This window comes from Halorussus caseinilyticus, assembly GCF_029338395.1.
Taxonomy (GTDB): Archaea; Halobacteriota; Halobacteria; order Halobacteriales; family Haladaptataceae; genus Halorussus; species Halorussus caseinilyticus.
In genome coordinates, this window is sequence record NZ_CP119809.1 from 2,427,835 (window position 1) to 2,446,825 (window position 18,991).

The following is an 18,991-nucleotide window of genomic DNA, read 5'->3' on the forward strand; positions in this document are numbered from 1 at the left end:
AACCCCCTGACTACAGTCGGTTCGCCAACTCCCGGAGTCGGTCGCTCCCGTGGCGCATGATGGGCGTGCCGTGGCCCATCGCGGCCATCTCGAAGTCGGGCGCGGCGCGGACGACCCGCCGAATGCTCTGCTTGACTTCGTTGGTGTCGTAGCTGATGGCCCACGGCGAGGCTTCGAGTCGGCCACCGGTCTCGCGCACGAGGTCGCCGAGAAACGCCACGCTCGGCGACTCCGCGACGTAGACTGTGTGGCCCGGCGTGTGACCCGGCGCGTGGTAGGCAGTGAAACCGCCGATTTCGTCGCGGTCTTCGACCGGCCGGACGGGGCGGTCGGGCGTCGAGACGAAGGGGTCGGTCGCGCGCTGGAGCAGACCCTTGTGGTTGCGCCAGTCGGGTTTTCGCCGTCCGGCGAGTATCTCGGCGTCCGCCCGGCCGACGTAGACCGGCGCGTCGATGCCGAGTTTCGACAGCGCGCCCACGTGGTCGAGGTCGTAGTGGGTGACGAGGACCCGCGCCACGTCCGAGACGCGGTAGCCCGCTTCGCGGATGCCCCGACGGATGTCGTCGGCGTCCCGCGGGGTCCCGGCGTCCACGAGCACGAGGTCCCCGTAGTCGTCGGCGAGGTAGGCGTTGACGCCACCGAGGTCGAGCCACCAGACGCCCGATTCGGTGTCGGGTTCGGCTTCGAGTTGGGTCGCAGTCGCCATGCCGAAAGATACGTCAGCATCCCCCAAAGCCCTGTTCCCCGCCCGCGTCGGCGCGCGCTCTCGGCCTCCCGGCGAACGGACGCTTTTTGTCGGTTCGGACCACTTCTTCGAGTATGGAGAACCGTTTCCCGTCTTCGGGGTCGATAGACCGCAAGCGGGCGGCGCTTGCCGTCCTGCCGTTTCTTGCGCTCGGCCTGTTCGACGTGTTGCTACTGTTGGCGTGGGGAATCGACCCGCTGTGGGGGTTCGCCATCCTGCCGCCGATTCTGTTCGTGAGCGTGCTGGCGTGGATTGCCTTCTCGACGGGGTTCGTCGGCGAACACCGGACGTAGTTGGCGCGTCCTACGTCTCTTTGCTCTCGTTCAGGCGCTGATTGAGCGCACCGCACGTGGGCCGCCGTTGAACTGTTCACGACCGTTCATCCGGCGGTGAACGAGTCTGAACCATCTGGACGGTCACGCCGGTTGAAGTGGGACACGTCCGTAGGGGGTGATGCGGTCGTCAGCGACCGGCGCACTACCGTTCCGCTCCCGGTAGTGTGCGTTCGACCGCAACCGCACATCCCGGCGCGACGAGCGACGACGAACACACCCGGCCGGGTCGGACCCGCCCACCGGCCCGGTTTCGTCCCGCGACGGCCGACCGCCTCGGCGTCCGCTCGTCGTTTCCGTGGTATCGGCACAGAGGCACACATCCGCACCCATCGACCGCCGCTCTACGCTATCCGTCGAGACCTACCCGGTCGCCCCGCTTTTCTCGGGACGGCCGAAGGTCGGGGCACACCCGGCCCCCGACCCATCCGGACTCGTACCCGGAGTCCCGGATGCGGAATCGGTCGAGTAGACGCCGCCGACCGGACCCGGTTTTAAGGGTCGTCGGCGCGTCCGACGTGGCATGGGACTCGACCGGTATCCGGACCTCGACCCCGACGAGGGCGAGGTCCTCGACGCGGAAGTGGCAGTGACCGACGACGTACTGGTGAAGGCGTTCGCGCTCGGCCCCGGCGCGGAACTCTCACCGCACGACCACGCCGACGCGACCAACGTCTTCCACGTACTGGAAGGCACCGTGACCGTGGTACAGGGCGACGACGAGGAGACCGTCGAGGCTCCGGGCGTGGTCCTCCACGAGCGCGGAGTCGTCCACGGCGCGCGCAACGAGACCGACGAGCGCGCCGTGCTGACCGCGAGTCTCTGCCCGCTTCCGTCGTGACCCTCCACTCCCGTCGTGGCCTCGGGGTCGTCCGTCTCTTCTTCTTTTCCGGAGTCGTCCGTTTCTCCGGGCCTCCCTCTGCCCCCTCGGTTCGTCGTTCTAACTCCCTCACTCCACGCTCTCTTGGTCTATCTCCCGGTGGACCACGTAGAAGCCGAGCAACAGACCCACGAGCAAGACGACGTAGACGCCCGCGACGGTGATGGCCTCTTGGGGACCGTACTCGTCGGGCTTGAACGTGATAATCTGGCGGACGACCGCGATGAGACCCGCGTGTATCACCGCCATGACGACGCTCTGGGCCTCGACGTACGCGACGACCGTGTGGTAGAGTTCCACGATGACGAACAGGTAGAGAACGATGTCGATGCTCGACCGGATGAGCGCCAGCGTTGCCGCCACGTCGGTCACGTCGCGGACGAGTATCGCCCGCCCGATGGTGATGCCGAGGTTGACGACGCCGAGAAAGAGTAAAATCGCCAGAAACGCGGCCATGACTGACTGAAGAAGCGTAATCCCTCGTTCGAGCTGTCTCGTGAATCGGGTGGCCTCTATGCGGTCCATCGTAGCGTCGAAATCTCGGTGCCGCGCCGGAAGTCAGTTCTGCCCCCGCAACCGGGTTCTACGCTCGAAAATCGAAACTGAATCGGAAATCGCTCGTCGCTTTCCGGAGCGTTCGAGCAATCTATACAACTTCTAAACATAGGATAATATGTCTAAAACACAACTATATAAGTCCTTTTCGTGCGAAGGTTCAAGTGCGAAGCCGGGACCAACTCGGTGCGGACGCTTCGCGCGGTTCCGGGCGCGGCGGCGCGCGGGCACTGCCCGCGCGCCGCGGGACCGCCAGTCCGACTACCCCGAGAGGGCTGAGCCAACGTCGGCGGTGTTCGTCGTGCGGAGTCGAGGGCGGCGAGCGGTCGGACCCTCCGAGACGGTACGAAGAGTGGCGTCGCCGTGCGCCAGCGGTCGTGGACGGTGACCGGACCGTTCCGCGACCGCACGCTGAACGACGGCCGGGACCGAGAGCGCTAGCTACTGTTGGCCAGCGACGTACTGCACCGCACGCACGGGCCGGTCGTCGGGTCGTTCGGGACCGGGAGAACCGTCTCCGGAGCGTCGGCTAACCGAACAGTAAACGCCAGCAGTTCTCCCGCGAGCGAGGAGCGCCGTCGGCGCTCCTCGCACGCGGTTCTTTGGTCCATTTTTCGAGGAGCGGTGACTGACGGCCGCAAGCGGCCGTCAGTCACCCGACGAAGAAAAAGGTGGTTTATAATCCCCGCTTCGTGTCAGGGTTGTCGAGTTCCCAGAGGTACTCCGGCAGGAAGGCGTCCAAGTGGTCCACGACCCGGCGCTCGCTCGCGTTCATCCCCTCGCAGTGGTCCCACGCCTTCTCGCGGGTCGAGACCCGAATCTCGCCGCCTTCGAGGGCTACTTCCAGCGGGAACACCGAGCAACGCGTCGGTTTCCAGTCGTGTTCGGCGTGGAGTTCGCAGAGTCCGTCCTCCCGGAGGAAGTAGCAGGCCGCGCCGTCGTCGGCGACGTGGGTCTCCCGGTCTTTGGTCTCCCGAGTCACGAAGTCCTCGCCGCGGAATCGAGTCGTGGCCTCGCTCAGGTCCGCGCGCTCGGCGAGTTCCAGAAAGTCCTCGTCGTAGAGCAGGACCCCGTGCTGACAGCACCACGTACACTCCTCGACGCACTCGAAGGTGAGGTTCGGGTCGAACTCCACGACCGCTTCCCGACCGGGGTACACCTCCACGCGCGGCGGTTCGTCGTCGGTCACGTCTCGGGGGTCGCACCCTCCGGGATAAAAGCCTTCGTTCCCGCGACTCGGGACCCGTCGGTCAGTTCGTCGCTTCGCCCGTACTCACGCCCGGCCCTGTCTTGATGCGGATGCCGGGGATTTGGGTGGCGAGGACGCCGAGATACTTCTCCGGGCAGTCCACGACGCCACTGACTACCAGCGGCGTCCCGAGCGGAACCGGCGTCTGCTGTTCGTCCACGAAGATGCGGTTGCGCTCGACCAACTTCTCGGCGCGGACCGTCGGGTTCGACCCGAAGAACCCGGCCACGTCGCCGAGGTCCTTCACGTCCACGACGATGCCCTCCCAAATCGTCATCTTCTCGGTCGGCCAGTTGCTGAACGCACACGCGTCCACCTCGCTCACGTCGGGGTCGTCGTCGGTTCGGTCGGTCAACAGGATGATGCGCTGTCGCCAGTCGTCCGAAAGCCCGCTCGGTTCCTCGAACGCGATGCGCCGCGTGGACCGAAACCGGTTCGGTTCCTGCTGTGCGGCCACGCCCGACAACCCGAACGCGCCGACCGCGCTCCGTTTCAGAAAGCTCCGCCTGTCGAGGTCGATTTCGCTCTCGTCTGTTTCCCCCATCGCCGACACACCAACACGCCGACGCCCGTAATCGTTGTTGCCGCTTCCAGAAGCGGTACTGATTTAAGCCCTCCGATAAGTATTTTGTAAATGACTAAAATGCCTGAAATATTCGCCGAAAACGCCTCCGACGTATCGGTCGAACTGGCCGAACTCGACGCGCGGAAGTCGCTGGTCGGGTTCGACCGGACCGACGCCGACGCCCTCTCGTCGCTCTCGCTCGACGGCCGACACGAGGCGATTTCCGACCGCCTCCGGGAAGCCTACGCGACTCGCGACGACGTGGACGGCGACCAAGCCGGGGCACTGGCCGACCTCGGTGCGACTCTAGCCGACGCCGAGGGCGCGTACGACGCCGACTTCTTCGCCGAACGCGCCGCGTTCGGCGCGGCCCACGACGAACTCGGCCTGTCCCGGTCGGCGTACCTCTGCGGTCACGCCCGATGGTTCGAGACCGTCCTGCCCTCCCTGCGCGAGAGCCTCAAAGTCGAAGTCGAAGAGACCGTCCGACAGGCGGCCTCGGGCGGCGACGGCGAGGCCGACGACGCCGAAACCGACGGCGGAACGGTCGTCGCGGAGGGGTCGGCCGACGACCGACTCGACGCGCTGGTCGAAGAAGTCGATAGCCACATCGACGAGACCTTCGAGCAGGTCACGTCGCTGGCGCGACTGTTCGCACTCGACGCGGGCGTCGGACTCGACGCCTACGAGTCCGACGACGGGGACGCCGAGGGCGAGGACCTCCAAGCCGAAGTCGAGCGGTTGCGCGAGGAGAACGAGCAGTTAGAGCAGAAACTGGAGCGCGCAGATGCGGTCGGCGAGAAGACGCAGGCGACCGTGGCCGACCTCGACGACTCCGCGGAGGACGTGAACGGGAGCGCCCAAGAGATTAGCCAACTCACCGACGAGCAGTCCGACCAGATGAACCAAATCGCCAGCGAGGTGTCCAAGCAGAGCGCCACCATCGAGGAAATCGCGGCCAGCGCCGAGGAAGTCGGCGAGCAAAGCCGCGAGGCCCAGCAACTCGCCGAGGAGGGCCAACAACTCGGCCAGCGCGCAATCGAGGCGACCAAGGAGACCGACGAGGCCCGCGAGAGCATCGTGGAGGACGCCCAAGCCCTCCAAGACGCCGTGGAGGAAATCGGCGACGCCGTGGACATGATAAACGACGTGGCCGACCAGACCAACCTGCTCGCGCTCAACGCGTCCATCGAGGCCGCACGCGCTGGCGAGGCCGGAGACGGGTTCGCCGTGGTCGCCGAGGAGGTCAAGAACCTCGCGGAGGAGTCACAGACCCGCGCCTCCGAAATCGAGTCGATGGTCGGCCGCATCGAGGACCGCGCCCAGAGTACCCTCGATAGCCTCGGCGAGAGCGAGCGGTCCATCGCCGACACCGTGGATGCGGTCGAACAGACCGGCGACAAACTCGAACGCATCGTGGACGCCGCGACCGAAACCGCGACCGGGATGGGCGAGATTACCGACGCGACCGACCAGCAGGCCGCCAGCACCGAGGAAGTCGCCAGCATGATAGACGACGCCGCGGACAAGGCCGACCGGGTGTCCGACGAGGTTGACACCATCGCGGCGGCGACCGAAGAACAGGTGATGATGATAGCCGACCTCGAAGAGACGGTCTCGAAACTGTAGGCGGGCGGTTGTATTCAGAAATACCAAAGTACATTAAAGGGATACTATACGGCTAGGTGGTGGTCGGGCGGTCACTCTCCTAATGAAGAACGCGGTTTCTAGTTCTGAATAGCCGCGTGTCCAGTAGTTACATAAAACCAGACTGACTATTTCCACCTAATGAATCGAGATGACCTACAACTAATCTTTGTCGGCATCTCTGCTTTGACAGGACTTGTCCTCGTCTTGTTCCGTCTCTCTAATAGCGAGTCAAACTACTTGAATTGGATTCCCTCCATCTTCAGAGGTTGGGTCGGTACAGCACTTCTTACCCTCATCGTCATCTATCTCGGATGGCAGATTTTCAAGGTCCTTTGGTCAAGTGGAGACGAGGATACTGAAAATTGGTACGAAGAGGTTGAGCGAACGGCTAATGGGATACAGCAAACTTGGCACTACTCAGGTACTCGTCCAGAAGATGAAGACCGCAAGCGGACTGTCGAAGAGATGGATAAACTCACAGACGAGCTAAAAGAACACAGGCGTCACCAGAACGCTACAGACGAGATGACCGAAGTGATGAACGAAATCATCCAGCGGTGGGATGACTGTCGCGAACTCATTCTCATCTCTCACGGTTCTCACTACTACTCAATGCGAGAGTTCTATTTCTCAGAGAACGCTGAACGCCTCAAAGAACTTCTTAACCGAGAACGGCAGGGACGACTTCAGAGAGGTATCTCAAAAATCGTTATAAAGGTTCGGAATAGTGTTGAGTGGATACGAGAGAAAATCCATAATCTGCGCTCAATCTCTATACCTTATGAAGTTCACAAGGAACTCAAGAATCACCTTACTACAGAGCGACTCTCCAATTTCAACAACGGCGACCACTATCTATTCATCCTCGGTGAACATTCCTACGAACTCGTCCACTACGAACACGACGAGGATAAATTCAATATGTATAAACTCCGCTATGATTTTCGCCATAGCCCCATCGCTATTGATTTGCTCTCCGGATATACCGTCTCACCCGATATGCTACTTACCCGGATAGAGGAAGCAGAGATGGTCGATACAATTCCGGCCAAGTTCTTTACCCGAAGTGGCTACGGACTCGAAGCACTTGCAGAATCCGACCCGATGGTTCGTCACCCGGACCCACGAGAAGATGATGACGAAGAGAGCGAGGAGCAAAAAGTCAGAAACAAGTATAACGAAGAAAAATAACCACAATTATATACTAATTTAGTATATTAATTAATTGCAATAAAAGGTATCGGTACTCCCTGCCTCCGCAACTCTAAATCCCCCTGAATCCAGATTCCCCGTCGCTACCCCGTATTCTTCATCCCGGCCGCGATTCCTTTGACCGTCAGTCGAAGCGTGCGCTCTTCTTCGGGCGTCAGATGCGACTGGGCGAGCAGTTGAGTCTGGAGCAGGTTCAGGGGGTCCACGTAGGGGTTTCGACGGCCGAGACTGCCTTCGAGCCACTCGCGTTTGAGCAGACTGTCGCGTTCGGTAATCTCGGTCACGAGTTCGACCGCGCGGTCGTACTCCGACTCGATTCGCGGGAAGAACCGTTCCCGGCGGTCGCTCGGGGCGAGTTGGGCGTACTCGGCCGCGATTTCGAGGTCGGTCCGGGCCAGCGCGAGTGCCGCGTTGTCGAGCGTCGTCCGGAAGAACGGCCACTCGTCGTACATCTCCCGGAGCGCGTCGAGGTCGCCCCCGGAATCGAGGTAGGCGTCCAACCCCTGCGCCAGCGAGAACCAACCCGGCAGGATACACCGGGCCTGCGTCCACGAGAACACCCACGGGATGGCCCGCAGGTCCTCGACCGTGCGCTCGCCCGACCGCGAGGCCGGGCGCGACCCCAGATTGAGTTCCTCGATGACCTCGATGGGGGTCGCGTCCTCGAAGTACGAGACGAACCCCTCGGTTTCGAGCAGGTCGCGGTAGGCGTCGCGGGCGGCGTCGGCCGCGGTCTCCATCGCGTCGAACCACTCCTCGGGCACGTCCTCGGTGGGTTCCCGGATGGCCTCGTGGCGCGCCCGGATTTGGGCGTCGAGCATCTGTTCGAGGTTGCGCTCGGCGATGCGGGGGTTGGCGTACTTCTCGGCGATGGCCTCGCCCTGTTCGGTGAACTTGACTTCGCCCGTCACCGTCTCGTTGGGCAACGCGAGCAGGGCGTCGTTCATCGGCCCGCCGCCGCGCGAGATGGACCCGCCCCGTCCGTGGAACAGGCGCAGGCGCACGTCGTGGTCGTCGCAGATGGTAGCGAGGCGCTTCTGGTTGCGGTAGAGGCTCCAGTTCGCGGCGAGGAAGCCGTTCTCCTTGTTGGAGTCCGAATAGCCGAGCATGATTTCTTGGGTTCCCCCGCGGGCCTCGACCGCCGCGGCGTAGGCCTCGTTCTCGAAGAGGGTGCCCATGATGCGGCGGGCACCCGACAGCGCCGACTCGGTTTCGAGCAGGGGCACCACGTCGATTCCGGCGTAGCCCGGCAGGTCCACGACCCCGGCTTGGTCCGCGAGGAACAGGACTTCGAGGACGTGGCTCGGTTCCTCGGTCATGCTGATGCAGTAGGTGTCGATGGCCTCGACGCCGTACTCGGCCTGCCAGTCGGCGGTCCGGTCGAACAGCGTGAGGACCCGACCCGCGGCCTCCGAGAGGTCGTCGGTGTCGGACACGTCCACGATGGGGTCGTCCTGCAGGATAGCCTCGGTCAGCGTCTCGACGCGTTCGTCCTCGTCCATCGCCTCGTAATCGACTCCCTCGCGGGCCAGCGCCTCGGAAACCGCGGTCGTGTGGTTCTGTTGGTGGTCGCGCAGGTCGAGACTCGCCAGCGAGAGACCGAAGGTGGCGACCCGTCGCCGGAAGGGGTCGACCTTCGCCTCGGCGACCGTCTCCGCGCCGTTGGCCCGGAGACTCTCGATGATGGCGTCCACGTCGGCGAGCAGTTCGTCGGCGTCGTCGTAGCCGCCGGGTCGCACGTCGCCCACCCGGTCGAGTCGCTCGCGCATCAGCTTCAGTTTCTGGCGGTAGGGTTCGTCGGGGTAGCGTTCCTCGGCTTCCGCGGCGACTCCGGGCAGGCGCTCGCGGTCGGTCTCGATTCGCTCGCGGAGGTCGTCGCCGACCGCGATAGACCGGTCGGCCTGACTCAGGACGCCCGAGAGGCGCTTGCACTCGTCGCGGTAGCGCGCCACCACGACCTCGCGCTGGCGTTCGAGCGTCTCGGCTGTGACTTCCGGCGTGACGTAGGGGTTGCCGTCCCGGTCGCTCCCGGCCCACGACCGGAACTCGAAGAGTTTGGGAATCTCCATCTTCCCGAACTGGTCGCCGAGTTCTCGCTCCAGTTCGTCGTACACTTCGCCAACCACGTCGAACAGCGTGTTTTCGAGGTACCACTGGACGTTCAACGCCTCGTCGGTCACGTCGGGCCTGCGCTCGCGGACTTGCGGGGTCTGCCAGAGACTCGTGACCTCGGCTTCGAGGTCGCGCTCGACCGCTTTCTCCTCGCGGTCGGTCAGTCTGCGCTCGTCCAGCGTCTCCAAGTCGTCGGCGACCGACCGGAGTTTGGCCTTCACGGTCTTGCGCCGGGCCTCGGTCGGGTGGGCCGTGAACGTGGGTTCGACCAGCACGTCGTCTAACACCTGCTGGACCGTCTCGTCGTCCGCGCCCGCCTCGGCGAGAACGTCGGCGGTCTCGGCCACGCTGTCGGCGAGGGTCCCCGCTTGGGTCCCCTCCCGAATCGCTCGGACGCGTTCGCGCTCCTCGGCGAGGTTGATGAGTTCGAAGTAGGTGGCGAACGCGCGGGCGACGACTCCCGCGCGGGCGGGCGGCAGGTCCGCGAGGTCGGCGCGCAGGTCGTCTCGACTCTCGGCGTCACCGCGCCGGTAGTCGATGGCCTCGGTCCGGACGGACTCGACCGTCTCGAACGCTTCCGCCGAGGACTGGGCTTCCAGCACGTCACCGAGCAACGCGCCGAGTTCGCGCACGTCCCGACGTACGTCTCTGGCGTGAAGTTCCATACCACACCCTACGTGGTGACGGGGCTAAAACGTCCGGAATCCGTGAAAATTGCCACTCGCCTCTGAGTTAATATCTTTCTCTTTGTGTCAGGACGGCGGACCGGCGGAAGTAAAGTGTTAAGTTCAAGTCGCGGGACCGAAATCTTACGACAAATGCCAGTCTCCACGGGGAGCGACGTTTTAGACCGGATTCTCGACGGCGGATTCCCGACGAATCGCTCGATACTGCTCTCGGGCGGGCCGGGAGTCGGAAAGAGTACCCTCGCTATGCAGTTCCTCCAAGAGGGACTGGCCGACGGCGACCAGTGCCTCTACGTCTCGACCGAACAGACCGCCGAGGAGTTGCGGGCGTCGTTCGACCAGTTCGACTTCGAGTTGGACCACCCGAACCTGACGCTGGTCCACATCCACGCTCGGACCGGCCGGACCATCGAAGACGGCGAACAGAACCTGACGATGCAGACGACCGACGGCGACGAAGTTCTCGGGGAGGGGTACTCCGCGCCCTTCGAGATGCAGTACATAGAGGAGTACCTCTCGCGGTTCGCGCCGTGCGACAGGGTGGTCTTCGACAGCACGGCGAGTCTCGCGGGCATCGAGAGCGACTCACACTTCTTTCAGCGCGCCATCCTCGATTTGGTCCGACTGTTCACCGACGAGTTCGAGGCCACCTCTCTGCTCACCGCCGAGTCGCTCGTGCCGGAGTCCGGCGAGGACGACCCCGGCGGACAACTCGCTCCGGAGACCGTCTTGGAGTTCTCGACTCACGGGGTGATTCGACTCCGGCGGAGTCAGGTCGAGGGCAACCCCCGCCGGTTCCTCCGAGTCGTCAAGATGCGCGGCATCGACCACGACACCCGCGAGTACGAACTCGGAATCGGCGAGTCGGGGGTGTACCTGACGCCGCACAACCGGACCCACGACTTCGGCGTGAACGACGATGACGTAATCTCGACCGGGTTCGAGGGCTTAGACGAGATAAGCGGCGGTCTCACGAAGGGAAGCGGCGTTCTCATCGAACACGACGGTCGGGCGTTCGTGGACGGACTCGTGGTCGGCATGGCCGCCAGCGCGCTCGACTCGGGGATGGGAATCTGGCTCGTCCCGTCGCCGTCGCTCACGCCGAGTCGGTTCGAGTCGATGCTCCCGGCCGGGGAAGACGACATTCCGACGCTACTGGCGTCGAACTCGCTGTTCGTGTTGGACTCGTTCAACGTCTGGAAAGCCTACAACGACCACCAGAACGTCTACGCGGCCTCCTCCAGCGGACTCATCAGTAGCATCTTGACCAAGAGTTCTACGATGTCGATGGCGTTCGTCAAGCGCGTCCTCCAAGACATCACGTCGCGGCGCGACCGGCCGGTTCTCGCGCTGGTGTACACCGAGGCGTTCCTCCGGTGGTTCGACGCCCCGCAGGTCCGGGAACTCTACTACTGGGCGCGAGAGAACGTCTCGTTCGACGCCGACACCGTGACCTACATCCACAACCCCGAGACGATGGAGACGAACCTCGCGGAGTTCTTCGTCTACGACGCCCAGCACATGTTCCGGACGTGGAAACACGAGAACGACATCCAGTACGTCAAGGCCGAGAAGTCGCTCGCGGGCACCACGAAGTCGATGGGCGTGGTCAACCACGTCGATAGCGCGCCCTTCGTGGAAGTCACGCGTCCGACGAAGTGAACCGGGCGGGTCGAACTTTTGGATACTGAGGGCGGTTGCAGGCCGACCAACCGACAGCAGACGCTCGGCCAATCAGCCGACAGGGTGGGATAAAGGGTGGGATAGAGGGGCCGCCCGCTCGCGGGCGGGGGCTTTCTGGGCGCTCGTCACGGCGGTTCCTGTGGTCGCAGTTGCTCTACCTGTGACACACACTCCGACACTCAAAGCACGCCTATACAATTCCGAAAGCAACAAAATTGTTTCTTGGGGAAACGTATACAATTTCGAGAGAAACGGAAAGCAACCTCCGTCACACTTTCCCTTTGCCCCAGATGAAGTACCGCAGGACCGTCTCCATCCCCTCGACGTACGACGAGGCGTCGATTGACGAGAGGTCTTCGGCGAGGCGTTCGAGTTCCTCGTAGTGGCTCTGCCACCGTTCGAAGAAGGCGGCGTCCACGTCGGCGTCCCGGAGTCGCTCGACGACTTCCGCCTGATACTCGGGGTTGTCGCGGAGTCGCTGGAGGTCCTCGTAGGTGAGCAACCCCTCTTCGAGGGCGTATATCACCGGACCGGAACTGAAGTCGGTCTCGTGAATCTCGCGTTCCCACGTCGCCACCCAGTTGCCGATGCGGGCCATCATCTGGGCCTCCCACACCATCCGCCGGAGTTGGGCCAAGTCGTCGGTCGGAAGCGCGGGCGCGTACATCAGGTCGATGTCCGCGTAGGCGAACATCATGACGTTGTGCGACTCGTGGACGGTCAACTCCTGATAGTTGGCGAGTTCGGGGTACTGACCGAGGAAGTAGGAGTACTCGATGGCGTTGACCGCCTGCTGGGTGTCGAACCGGAAGAGCGGAAGGTAGAACTCCGACCGCGGGGCGTCGTCCAAGACGCTCTGGAGTTCGTCCCACACCAACTGCGCGAACTCCAACTGCTCGGTCTGGACTTCCTCGCGGTCGGCGTCCATCTCGTAGGCCGAGTGGGGAATCTTGGCCGCCTCGTCGAACGTCTCCCTGTCTCGGTCTTTCTCCAAGAAGTCGTCGAGAATCGTGATGAAGATAGTCGCCAGCGTCTTGACGGTTCGTACGTCGGTTACGTGTTCGTCGGGAACGAACGAGAACGTGAAGTGCGGCGTCAACCGGTGTACCCACTTCCAGAGAAACGAATCTCGACTCCCCTCGAAAGTGTCGTACTCGTCTATCAACGCCTGCACCTCGGGCGGTAGTTCGTGGCCCGAAATGCTCTCGACCTCGGCAGGTTCGTCTGACGAGGTTACCGCCTCGACGAGTTCCGTCACGTCCGCTCCCATTGTTTCCACTGTCAGACATTCAGCGCCGATATTTATACCTTGGTGTTTGGTGCAACTGCTCTTCAGCCTTCGAACTGAAGGAAACTAGAGTAGAGTTGTAACGATAGCGAAACCGCAGTCCGCTCCGGTCGTTTTCAGTAGGAATTAGTGACCCACGTTCGTCTCTTGAGATATGGACGACGCGACCCTCGTCTTCGACGACGACTGTGGCTTCTGTACGTGGTGGGCCGACTTCTTCGCGAACCGGTCGAACTTCCGAGTCGTCGGCTTCACCGAACTCACCGACGAAGAGCGCGGGCGACTCCCCGACGACTACGAGGAGTGCGCTCACCTCCTGACCGACGACGAGGTGTACTCCTGTGGCGAGTCGCTCGAACAGGCGTTCGTCCGGTCGGCGGTCGGCGAGGACTTCCGTCCGGTGGTCCGGTTCCTCCGCAACTTCGAGGACTACGAACACCTCCGAGAGGCCCTCTACCGCGAGATTGCCGACCGGCGCGGCGACCTCGGCGTCGTCGTCTCGAAGACGCCCCCGGCGCGCGAGCAGTCCGACGAAAACGAGTAGGGCCGAATCGCAGATTCGGCCCGGTCCCGGCAACGACCCGACCCGCGCACTCGCGGGACCGCTACCTGCTGGTCTCGGGGCGCTCTCGGGCGGAGTGGAGTCGCCGAGATAGAGTGGGTCGAACGCGGTGTTCATTACCTGTGCGTGTATTTCCGGAGTCGGTTCAACTGTACCCTCGCCAGCGGTGGCCGCACTCCTGACACTTGAAAAAGCGCGTCGGCGGTTCGTCGGCCGCGCCGGTCTGCTTGATGGTGTACCACGCCTTGCCGTGGCCGCACTCGTCGCAGGTCACGTCCTCGGCAGTGGGTTTGCCCTCGAAGTTGGCGTCCTCGGAGGTTTCGATGACTTCCGAGTCGCCCTGTTCCTCGGTCGAGACGAACTCGGCGGCCTTCTCCTCGTCTTTGTCCGTGGTGTCTTGACAGTCGTCGTTCGTGCAAATCATCTTCGACCCCATGGACTTCATCATGGAACCGCACTCGTCGCAGAATTGCATGGGCGGGCGTAGTCGGTGGTGCGTGATAAGCGCCACGTTCGCCGCGCTCTCTGTGATTCCGTGGAGCAAGTGCTACGTCGGTCTCTCGGCGGTGGGGGCCGCGCTGGTCGGGGCGCTCTGGGTCGGCGCGTACCCCTTCATCCTGCTCTCGGACGCGGCGCGGGCGGCGTTCCTCACGACGATGTTCGGGGTGTCGGCGCTCGTCCACCACTACTACGCGCGACGGACGAAACTCGGCGCGGGCGAGGCCCCGCCGGAGACCGAACGGAGATGGCGACGAGGCGCGTCTCGCTCGCGCTCGCACTGCTCGGTGTGGCCGTGTTGACCGTCGGCACCGGCGAATTCACCTCGGCCGACACCGACCGCGGTCTCCGGGTCGTGGTCACGGGCGACGACGCACTCCTCGAAATCGACCACGGCAGTCGGTCGCTCTCGAACGGCGTCCATCGGCGCGTCCGACTCCTGTCGCTCCGAAACCAGTTCGGCGACGGGTCGCTTTCGGTCTCGGTGGTCCGGGTCGTCGGGAGCGGCGACCCCCGACCGCCGCGGGTCAAAACGAGTCGGTCGTCGCGGAAGACGGGGGAGCGACGAAGGTGATAGTCGCGGACGTGACCTGCGCGAACAACGGGGAGAACGCCGAAGTCTTCGCTGTTCGGGTCGTCGCCGCCGTTCGCGGCGGCGACGTTTCGGTCCGACTGTCCCGCGAGGTCCGGATAACCTGTACTGGCGACCCCGCCGGTCCGAAGGCCGGTCGAACTACCGGCCGCGGGCGCTGAGTGTCGGCCTGTGGGATTCAGACCTCGATTCGGAGGAGTTCCTCGGCCCCGTGCTGGAACCGGAACGGGACCGGCCGAAGTTCCGTCTCGTACCCCTCGTCGGCCAGCACCTCGCGGAGTTCGTCCAGTCGCGGGTAGCGCTTGCCGTCGAAGCGTTCGAGGGGGTAGACCCGAACTTCGTCGCTCGCGACGCGGGCGAGTTCCAGTAGCGACTGCTCGTGAAACTCGTAGTCGAACTTCTCCATGTACAGGAACATGAGATTGGCCGAGAGGACCAGCGAAAACGAGTCGTCCTCGAACGGCAGGTCCGGCAACTGGGCGTCGACGTAGCGGTCGGTGTCGAACCGGTCGGCGTAGTCCGCGATGAACTCCTGATAAGCGGCGGTCCAGTGGGCGCGCACGTCGGCCACGTCGTCGTAGAACTCCCAGATGAACTGGTCTTCGACGCCCTCGAATCCCGCGATAGCGGTGTCTACGTCTGACTCACATTTCTCGTGTAGTTCGTCGGGCGGTACGTCGTACAGTATGTCCACGCCAACCGCGTCGATGTCGCGCGTGTTCGCCTCCGCGACGAACGCGCACGCGCCGCCGGGACAGTCGAGGACCGACTGACCTTCCCACGCCGAGAGGTCAAGGTCGAACATGTGTTCGTACTCCTCCACCGTCCGACCGATGAAGGCGACATCATCTATCGCGTACCTATCGCTGCTCATGGGAATTAGGTCTCTCGGTTTTATTATAAAATTAACCTAGGAAATGCGCCACAACTCCGAGACGCGACCCAGAAAATCGGTGACTTCCACCGCTAGTGGTCGTTTTCGGGTCGATACCGACACTATGTCATCAACTATCATAATTAATAGATTACCGACCATAAAACTAAGTGAAATAAACAAGAACGGGCTACTATGCCTGAGTACAAAGCATTCAGTTCCGAAGCCGAGGTCAACGGGCGGTCGGTCCAGTCCATCGTAGAAGGCGTTGGACAGTTCTCCAGCGCGTACAAAGAGCGCGCGCTCGAAATTCTCGCCAACCACGGCTTGCCGGAACCGACCGAAGGCGAGTGGTACTCGATGCAGTCGTACCTCGACGCTTTCGCGGAACTCGTCGATACCGTCGGCCCGAAGACGGTGACGAAAATCGGGTCGGAGATTCCGAACGTCGTCGAGTGGCCCGAAGATGTCGAAACCGTCGAAGACGGGATGCACGCACTCGACGACGTGTACCAGATGAACCACCGCGGCGGCGAAATCGGCTACTACGAGTTCGAGAGGACGGGCGACTCGGGCGGCATCATGGAGTGTAAGAACCCCTACCCGCCGGAACTCGACGAGGGCCTGATTCAGGCGGTGGCCGAGAAGTTCAGCGGCGAAGGCGCGTTCGTCCGCATCGAACAGACCAGCGAAGGCGAAACCCGAACGTACCAGATTTCGTGGTGAGGTAGTCGGCGCGTCAGCGAGGTGACGTGTACTTCATGCCGAGGAACTCCCGCGCGCGGTCGGGGTCGGTGATGACCTCCCGGCCGAGCATCTCGGCGATTTCGACGGCCATCTCCACGACTTCGGAGTTCTTCTGGATGAGTTCGTCCTTGTGGGGGTACATCCAGTAGGCGTCCTCGATGCCGACCCGGATGACGTTGGCCCCCGCGACCAGTCCCATCATCAGCATCGGAAGCCAGTTCCGACCGCCGGGGTAGAGTCCGACCACGCTGTCCTCGACGGACTGGCGGACGTTGTATATCTCCGAGATGACCTTGAAGTACGACCACGGGTCGTTGTTCGTGGTCTGGGAGTGGTGGGACCCGGCCCGGAGGCTCATGATGTAGGGGTCCCACTCCAGTTCGTCGTCCTCGATGAGGTGGTGTTTCAGGTCGCGCAGGACGTGAGTGTCGTAGAGCTGGAAGATTGGCTTGACGCCGTTGTCCTCGTAGTAGCGGACCGCCTCCTTGATGGTCGAAATCGAGTGGAGCGACCCCGCACCGAACAGACCCGGCGGCAGGACGACCCCGCCCTGACAGTACTTGTTGCCGTCGCCGCGTTCGAGCAAGTCGTGGACGCCGGTGACGTAATCGGCGTGGGGGCTAGTACTCCACCCCTGACTGAACGTCACGACATCGCCACACTCCTCGAACACCGGGTCGAGAACGTCCACCAACAGGTCGTTGTCGTTCCACTGGGGACGGCCGTCCTCGTCGCGCGGGTGGACGTGGACCGCGGCGGCCCCCGCCTCAACGCTATCAACGAGTTCCTGAATCTGCTCGCCTTTGGTCTCGGGGACCGCCGGGTAGTGGTCCCCGCCGGGTTGCCACCCCGGATAGGCACACTCGATGACGACCGGACTGTCCATCGTGTCGATGCGTTCCTCCTCGTGAACCGGGAAGAACTGCTTGGCGGCCTCTTCGGTGAACGTCGGCGACGGCTCCAACTCGTTGAACGAGAGGTCGTCGTAGAGGTTCCGGTGAAGAGGCACCTCGTCCGGCCGACCGTCGTCAGCGTCGGGGTTCGAGCTGTGCGAGGACATTACATTCAGACAACCGTCTGCTAAATACTTAAATATTTGCTCTGATGAAAATAAATTGGTAAATGATTATCTTTCAAAACACTCCGGCTAGGAACGAGAACGCCGAGTAACGCTCGGTTTCTAACATCATCGTTTTGCCTAGAGACTCGTTGTCAAGGGTTCGATAGCACGCCGGTCTTGTCACATCGAAATTATCTCCGGCTCTCGCCCGACCGACGTTCGACAGTCGCCGCTCGAAAATGCCAATCTGTCAGAAGGTAGGCGAACTCGACGAGAGAAAGACGCCTCTCGTCGCGTGTTGCTTCGTGAAAAGTGGGACCGCCGAGATTCGAACTCAGGTCCAACCGACCCCATCGGCTGAGGATACCGCTACCCCACGGTCCCGCAATGCACTTCGCGTGCAATTCGACAAAAGTGCGTCCGTGAGTTAAGCGCTTCGTTTCGCGTCGAGCGATTTCACCCCGAGTCGTCGGCCGCGGCGTCGGAGTCGGTCCGGTCGTCGTCCCCGGCGTCCGGGTCCCGCGGGACGACCAAATCGCCGTCGTCCCGGACCGCCAGACTCGCCAGCGCGTCGTTCTCGTAGGCCGCGACGCCGTGCATTCGGCCGAGGACGTAGCCGTCGTGGTCGGACTCGGCGGTGGTCTTCCGGTCGCCGTGGGGCGTGCAGATGTCCGCAATCGGGTCGCCCGCCTCGATTACGTCGCCCGCCTCGACGCGGTGGCGCGCGATGCCCGGCGCGTCGGTGTGGGGGTGGACCGCGCGCTTGACCGGGAACTCGACCGGTGCCTCGGGACCCACCGCGGCGGGGTCGGGGTCGCCGGGGAGTACGCCGAGTTCGCGCATGACGTTCCGGACGCCCTCGACGCCCGCGGCGCGAACGTCCTCCTCCACGACGGCGTGGCCGCCCAACTCCGCGGTGAACGCCGGGATTCCGGCGTTGTTCAGGGCCGCGCCAGCGGTCGAACGCTGGAGGTTCTGTTCGGTGTACTCCGCGGCGGCGTACTCGTTGACCACGGGCATGCCGAACGCCTCGACGAGCGATTCGAGTTCGGCGGCGAGTTCGCGGGCCTCCGCTTCCGTGCGCCAGTCTCGCGGCTCCGCCGCTCGACTCTCCGAGGCGCGTCGGGCCTCGCTCTCGCCGTAGAGAACTCGGTCCCGAATCAGGAACGGCATCGACCCGACGTGGGCGGTGTGGAGGTCCACGAGGGCGTCCGCGGAGTCGGCGAACGCCTCGTAGATGCGCTCGTCCACGAGTTGCTGGACGCTCGGGGGCCGGGTCTGCTCGGCGTCGGGGTCGGGGAAGTAGCGGTTGGGGTCCTCGTCGTCGTAGTAGGAGGTCCGAGAGTTGCGACGCAGGCCCGCCGGGTTGAGGTTCGGGAGACAGACGACGGTGCCCCGGATTTCCTCGGCCAACTCGCCGGTCATCACGTCTTGAGCGACGGCCATCCCCGTCACCTCGTTGCCGTGGATGGCGGCCGTAATCCAGAGCGTCGGGCCGTCTTCCTCGCCCTCCGCGACGACGACGGGGAGTCGCTCGGGGGTGCCGGTCGGGAGTTCGGTGGCGTCGAACCACCCGGTAGCGAGTTCGCCGGGGACGGATTCCGCGGTTCCGAGTTGCATGCAGGGAGGTGTCCGGGCGGGAGCAAAAAGGTGGGCGTGGCGGCAGGCCGGGGTCGGTACGGGGGTTCACACCGTGGTTCC

At 63.4% G+C, this 18,991-nt stretch carries 21 protein-coding genes and 1 tRNA gene; 10 read left to right on the top strand and 12 right to left on the bottom strand.

The features are described from left to right. Positions 1-10: 10 nt before the first annotated feature. A complete protein-coding gene (locus P2T60_RS12235) occupies positions 11-706 on the bottom strand; it encodes an MBL fold metallo-hydrolase (RefSeq protein WP_276279531.1) in 696 nt (231 codons plus the stop codon). 113 nt (positions 707-819) lie between these two features. On the opposite strand from P2T60_RS12235, the gene P2T60_RS12240 reads away from it, so the two are divergent. Together P2T60_RS12240 and P2T60_RS12245 are read left to right on the top strand one after the other, a co-directional pair. Then, positions 820-1,038 carry a DUF8142 family protein gene (locus P2T60_RS12240; RefSeq protein ID WP_276279532.1) on the top strand — a complete coding sequence of 73 codons (219 nt, stop codon included), beginning with the start codon at positions 820-822 and terminating at the stop codon, positions 1,036-1,038. A gap of 562 nt (positions 1,039-1,600) precedes the next feature. Then, positions 1,601-1,918: a cupin domain-containing protein gene (locus tag P2T60_RS12245; protein ID WP_276279533.1), complete on the top strand. Its 318-nt coding sequence runs from the start codon at positions 1,601-1,603 to the stop codon at positions 1,916-1,918. 108 nt (positions 1,919-2,026) lie between these two features. On the opposite strand, the gene P2T60_RS12250 is transcribed toward P2T60_RS12245, so the two are convergent. From P2T60_RS12250 to P2T60_RS12265, 4 genes are all read right to left on the bottom strand, one after another. Beyond that, positions 2,027-2,482, bottom strand: a complete 456-nt coding sequence (locus tag P2T60_RS12250) for a phosphate-starvation-inducible PsiE family protein (protein ID WP_276279534.1) — start codon at positions 2,480-2,482, stop codon at positions 2,027-2,029. A 467-nt stretch (positions 2,483-2,949) separates the two neighbouring features. Next, positions 2,950-3,123 (bottom strand): hypothetical protein, encoded by a 174-nt coding sequence (locus tag P2T60_RS12255; RefSeq protein ID WP_276279535.1) that lies wholly within the window; start codon positions 3,121-3,123, stop codon positions 2,950-2,952. A 65-nt stretch (positions 3,124-3,188) separates the two neighbouring features. After that, positions 3,189-3,701 (bottom strand): hypothetical protein, encoded by a 513-nt coding sequence (locus P2T60_RS12260; RefSeq protein WP_276279536.1) that lies wholly within the window; start codon positions 3,699-3,701, stop codon positions 3,189-3,191. A gap of 61 nt (positions 3,702-3,762) precedes the next feature. Next, on the bottom strand, positions 3,763-4,305 hold the full coding sequence (locus P2T60_RS12265; protein ID WP_276279537.1) for a hypothetical protein: 543 nt from the start codon (positions 4,303-4,305) through the stop codon (positions 3,763-3,765). Positions 4,306-4,404: 99 nt separating this feature from the next. On the opposite strand from P2T60_RS12265, the gene P2T60_RS12270 reads away from it, so the two are divergent. After that, the gene (locus P2T60_RS12270; protein ID WP_276279538.1) at positions 4,405-5,955 is read left to right on the top strand and encodes a methyl-accepting chemotaxis protein; all 1,551 of its coding nucleotides are present in this window, start codon (positions 4,405-4,407) and stop codon (positions 5,953-5,955) included. A 159-nt stretch (positions 5,956-6,114) separates the two neighbouring features. Next, positions 6,115-7,167, top strand: coding sequence for a hypothetical protein (locus P2T60_RS12275; RefSeq protein WP_276279539.1), 1,053 nt, complete (start codon positions 6,115-6,117; stop codon positions 7,165-7,167). Between the two features lie 104 nt (positions 7,168-7,271). On the opposite strand, the gene ppc is transcribed toward P2T60_RS12275, so the two are convergent. Further along, a complete protein-coding gene (gene ppc, locus P2T60_RS12280; RefSeq protein ID WP_276279540.1) occupies positions 7,272-9,965 on the bottom strand; it encodes a phosphoenolpyruvate carboxylase in 2,694 nt (897 codons plus the stop codon). A 153-nt stretch (positions 9,966-10,118) separates the two neighbouring features. Between ppc and P2T60_RS12285 the strand changes: the two genes are divergently transcribed. Next, positions 10,119-11,648 carry an RAD55 family ATPase gene (locus P2T60_RS12285; RefSeq protein WP_276279541.1) on the top strand — a complete coding sequence of 510 codons (1,530 nt, stop codon included), beginning with the start codon at positions 10,119-10,121 and terminating at the stop codon, positions 11,646-11,648. 289 nt (positions 11,649-11,937) lie between these two features. On the opposite strand, the gene P2T60_RS12290 is transcribed toward P2T60_RS12285, so the two are convergent. Beyond that, the gene (locus tag P2T60_RS12290) at positions 11,938-12,939 is read right to left on the bottom strand and encodes a hypothetical protein (protein WP_276279542.1); all 1,002 of its coding nucleotides are present in this window, start codon (positions 12,937-12,939) and stop codon (positions 11,938-11,940) included. 172 nt (positions 12,940-13,111) lie between these two features. Between P2T60_RS12290 and P2T60_RS12295 the strand changes: the two genes are divergently transcribed. Continuing rightward, positions 13,112-13,501 carry a DCC1-like thiol-disulfide oxidoreductase family protein gene (locus P2T60_RS12295; RefSeq protein ID WP_276279543.1) on the top strand — a complete coding sequence of 130 codons (390 nt, stop codon included), beginning with the start codon at positions 13,112-13,114 and terminating at the stop codon, positions 13,499-13,501. A 163-nt stretch (positions 13,502-13,664) separates the two neighbouring features. Here the strand turns inward: P2T60_RS12295 and P2T60_RS12300 are convergent, their stop codons facing one another. After that, positions 13,665-13,994, bottom strand: a complete 330-nt coding sequence (locus P2T60_RS12300) for a transcription factor S (RefSeq protein ID WP_276279544.1) — start codon at positions 13,992-13,994, stop codon at positions 13,665-13,667. Positions 13,995-14,016: 22 nt separating this feature from the next. Here P2T60_RS12300 and P2T60_RS12305 point away from each other — a divergent pair, with 22 nt between their 5' ends. Genes P2T60_RS12305 through P2T60_RS12315 form a run of 3 tightly spaced genes read left to right on the top strand, consistent with a single transcriptional unit; the run spans position 14,017 to position 14,770 of the window. Continuing rightward, a complete protein-coding gene (locus P2T60_RS12305; protein WP_276279545.1) occupies positions 14,017-14,319 on the top strand; it encodes a hypothetical protein in 303 nt (100 codons plus the stop codon). After that, on the top strand, positions 14,265-14,591 hold the full coding sequence (locus P2T60_RS12310) for a hypothetical protein (RefSeq protein ID WP_276279546.1): 327 nt from the start codon (positions 14,265-14,267) through the stop codon (positions 14,589-14,591). The genes P2T60_RS12305 and P2T60_RS12310 overlap by 55 nt, the downstream gene beginning before the upstream one ends. After that, entirely contained in the window at positions 14,588-14,770 is a 183-nt protein-coding gene (locus P2T60_RS12315; protein ID WP_276279547.1) for a hypothetical protein, read from the top strand. Before P2T60_RS12310 ends, P2T60_RS12315 begins: the two co-directional genes overlap by 4 nt. Positions 14,771-14,787: 17 nt before the next feature. Here the strand turns inward: P2T60_RS12315 and P2T60_RS12320 are convergent, their stop codons facing one another. Continuing rightward, a complete protein-coding gene (locus P2T60_RS12320; protein WP_276279548.1) occupies positions 14,788-15,483 on the bottom strand; it encodes a hypothetical protein in 696 nt (231 codons plus the stop codon). Positions 15,484-15,678: 195 nt separating this feature from the next. Between P2T60_RS12320 and P2T60_RS12325 the strand changes: the two genes are divergently transcribed. After that, positions 15,679-16,209, top strand: a complete 531-nt coding sequence (locus P2T60_RS12325; protein ID WP_276279549.1) for a hypothetical protein — start codon at positions 15,679-15,681, stop codon at positions 16,207-16,209. Positions 16,210-16,222: 13 nt separating this feature from the next. Here the strand turns inward: P2T60_RS12325 and P2T60_RS12330 are convergent, their stop codons facing one another. The 3 genes from P2T60_RS12330 to P2T60_RS12340 all read right to left on the bottom strand — a co-directional run bounded on the left by P2T60_RS12330 (position 16,223) and on the right by P2T60_RS12340 (position 18,910). After that, positions 16,223-17,290 (bottom strand): beta-keto acid cleavage family enzyme, encoded by a 1,068-nt coding sequence (locus P2T60_RS12330; protein WP_276279550.1) that lies wholly within the window; start codon positions 17,288-17,290, stop codon positions 16,223-16,225. Between the two features lie 313 nt (positions 17,291-17,603). Continuing rightward, a tRNA-Pro gene (locus tag P2T60_RS12335) sits at positions 17,604-17,674 on the bottom strand. Positions 17,675-17,746: 72 nt separating this feature from the next. After that, positions 17,747-18,910, bottom strand: coding sequence for a succinylglutamate desuccinylase/aspartoacylase family protein (locus P2T60_RS12340; protein ID WP_276279551.1), 1,164 nt, complete (start codon positions 18,908-18,910; stop codon positions 17,747-17,749). Positions 18,911-18,991: the final 81 nt, after the last annotated feature.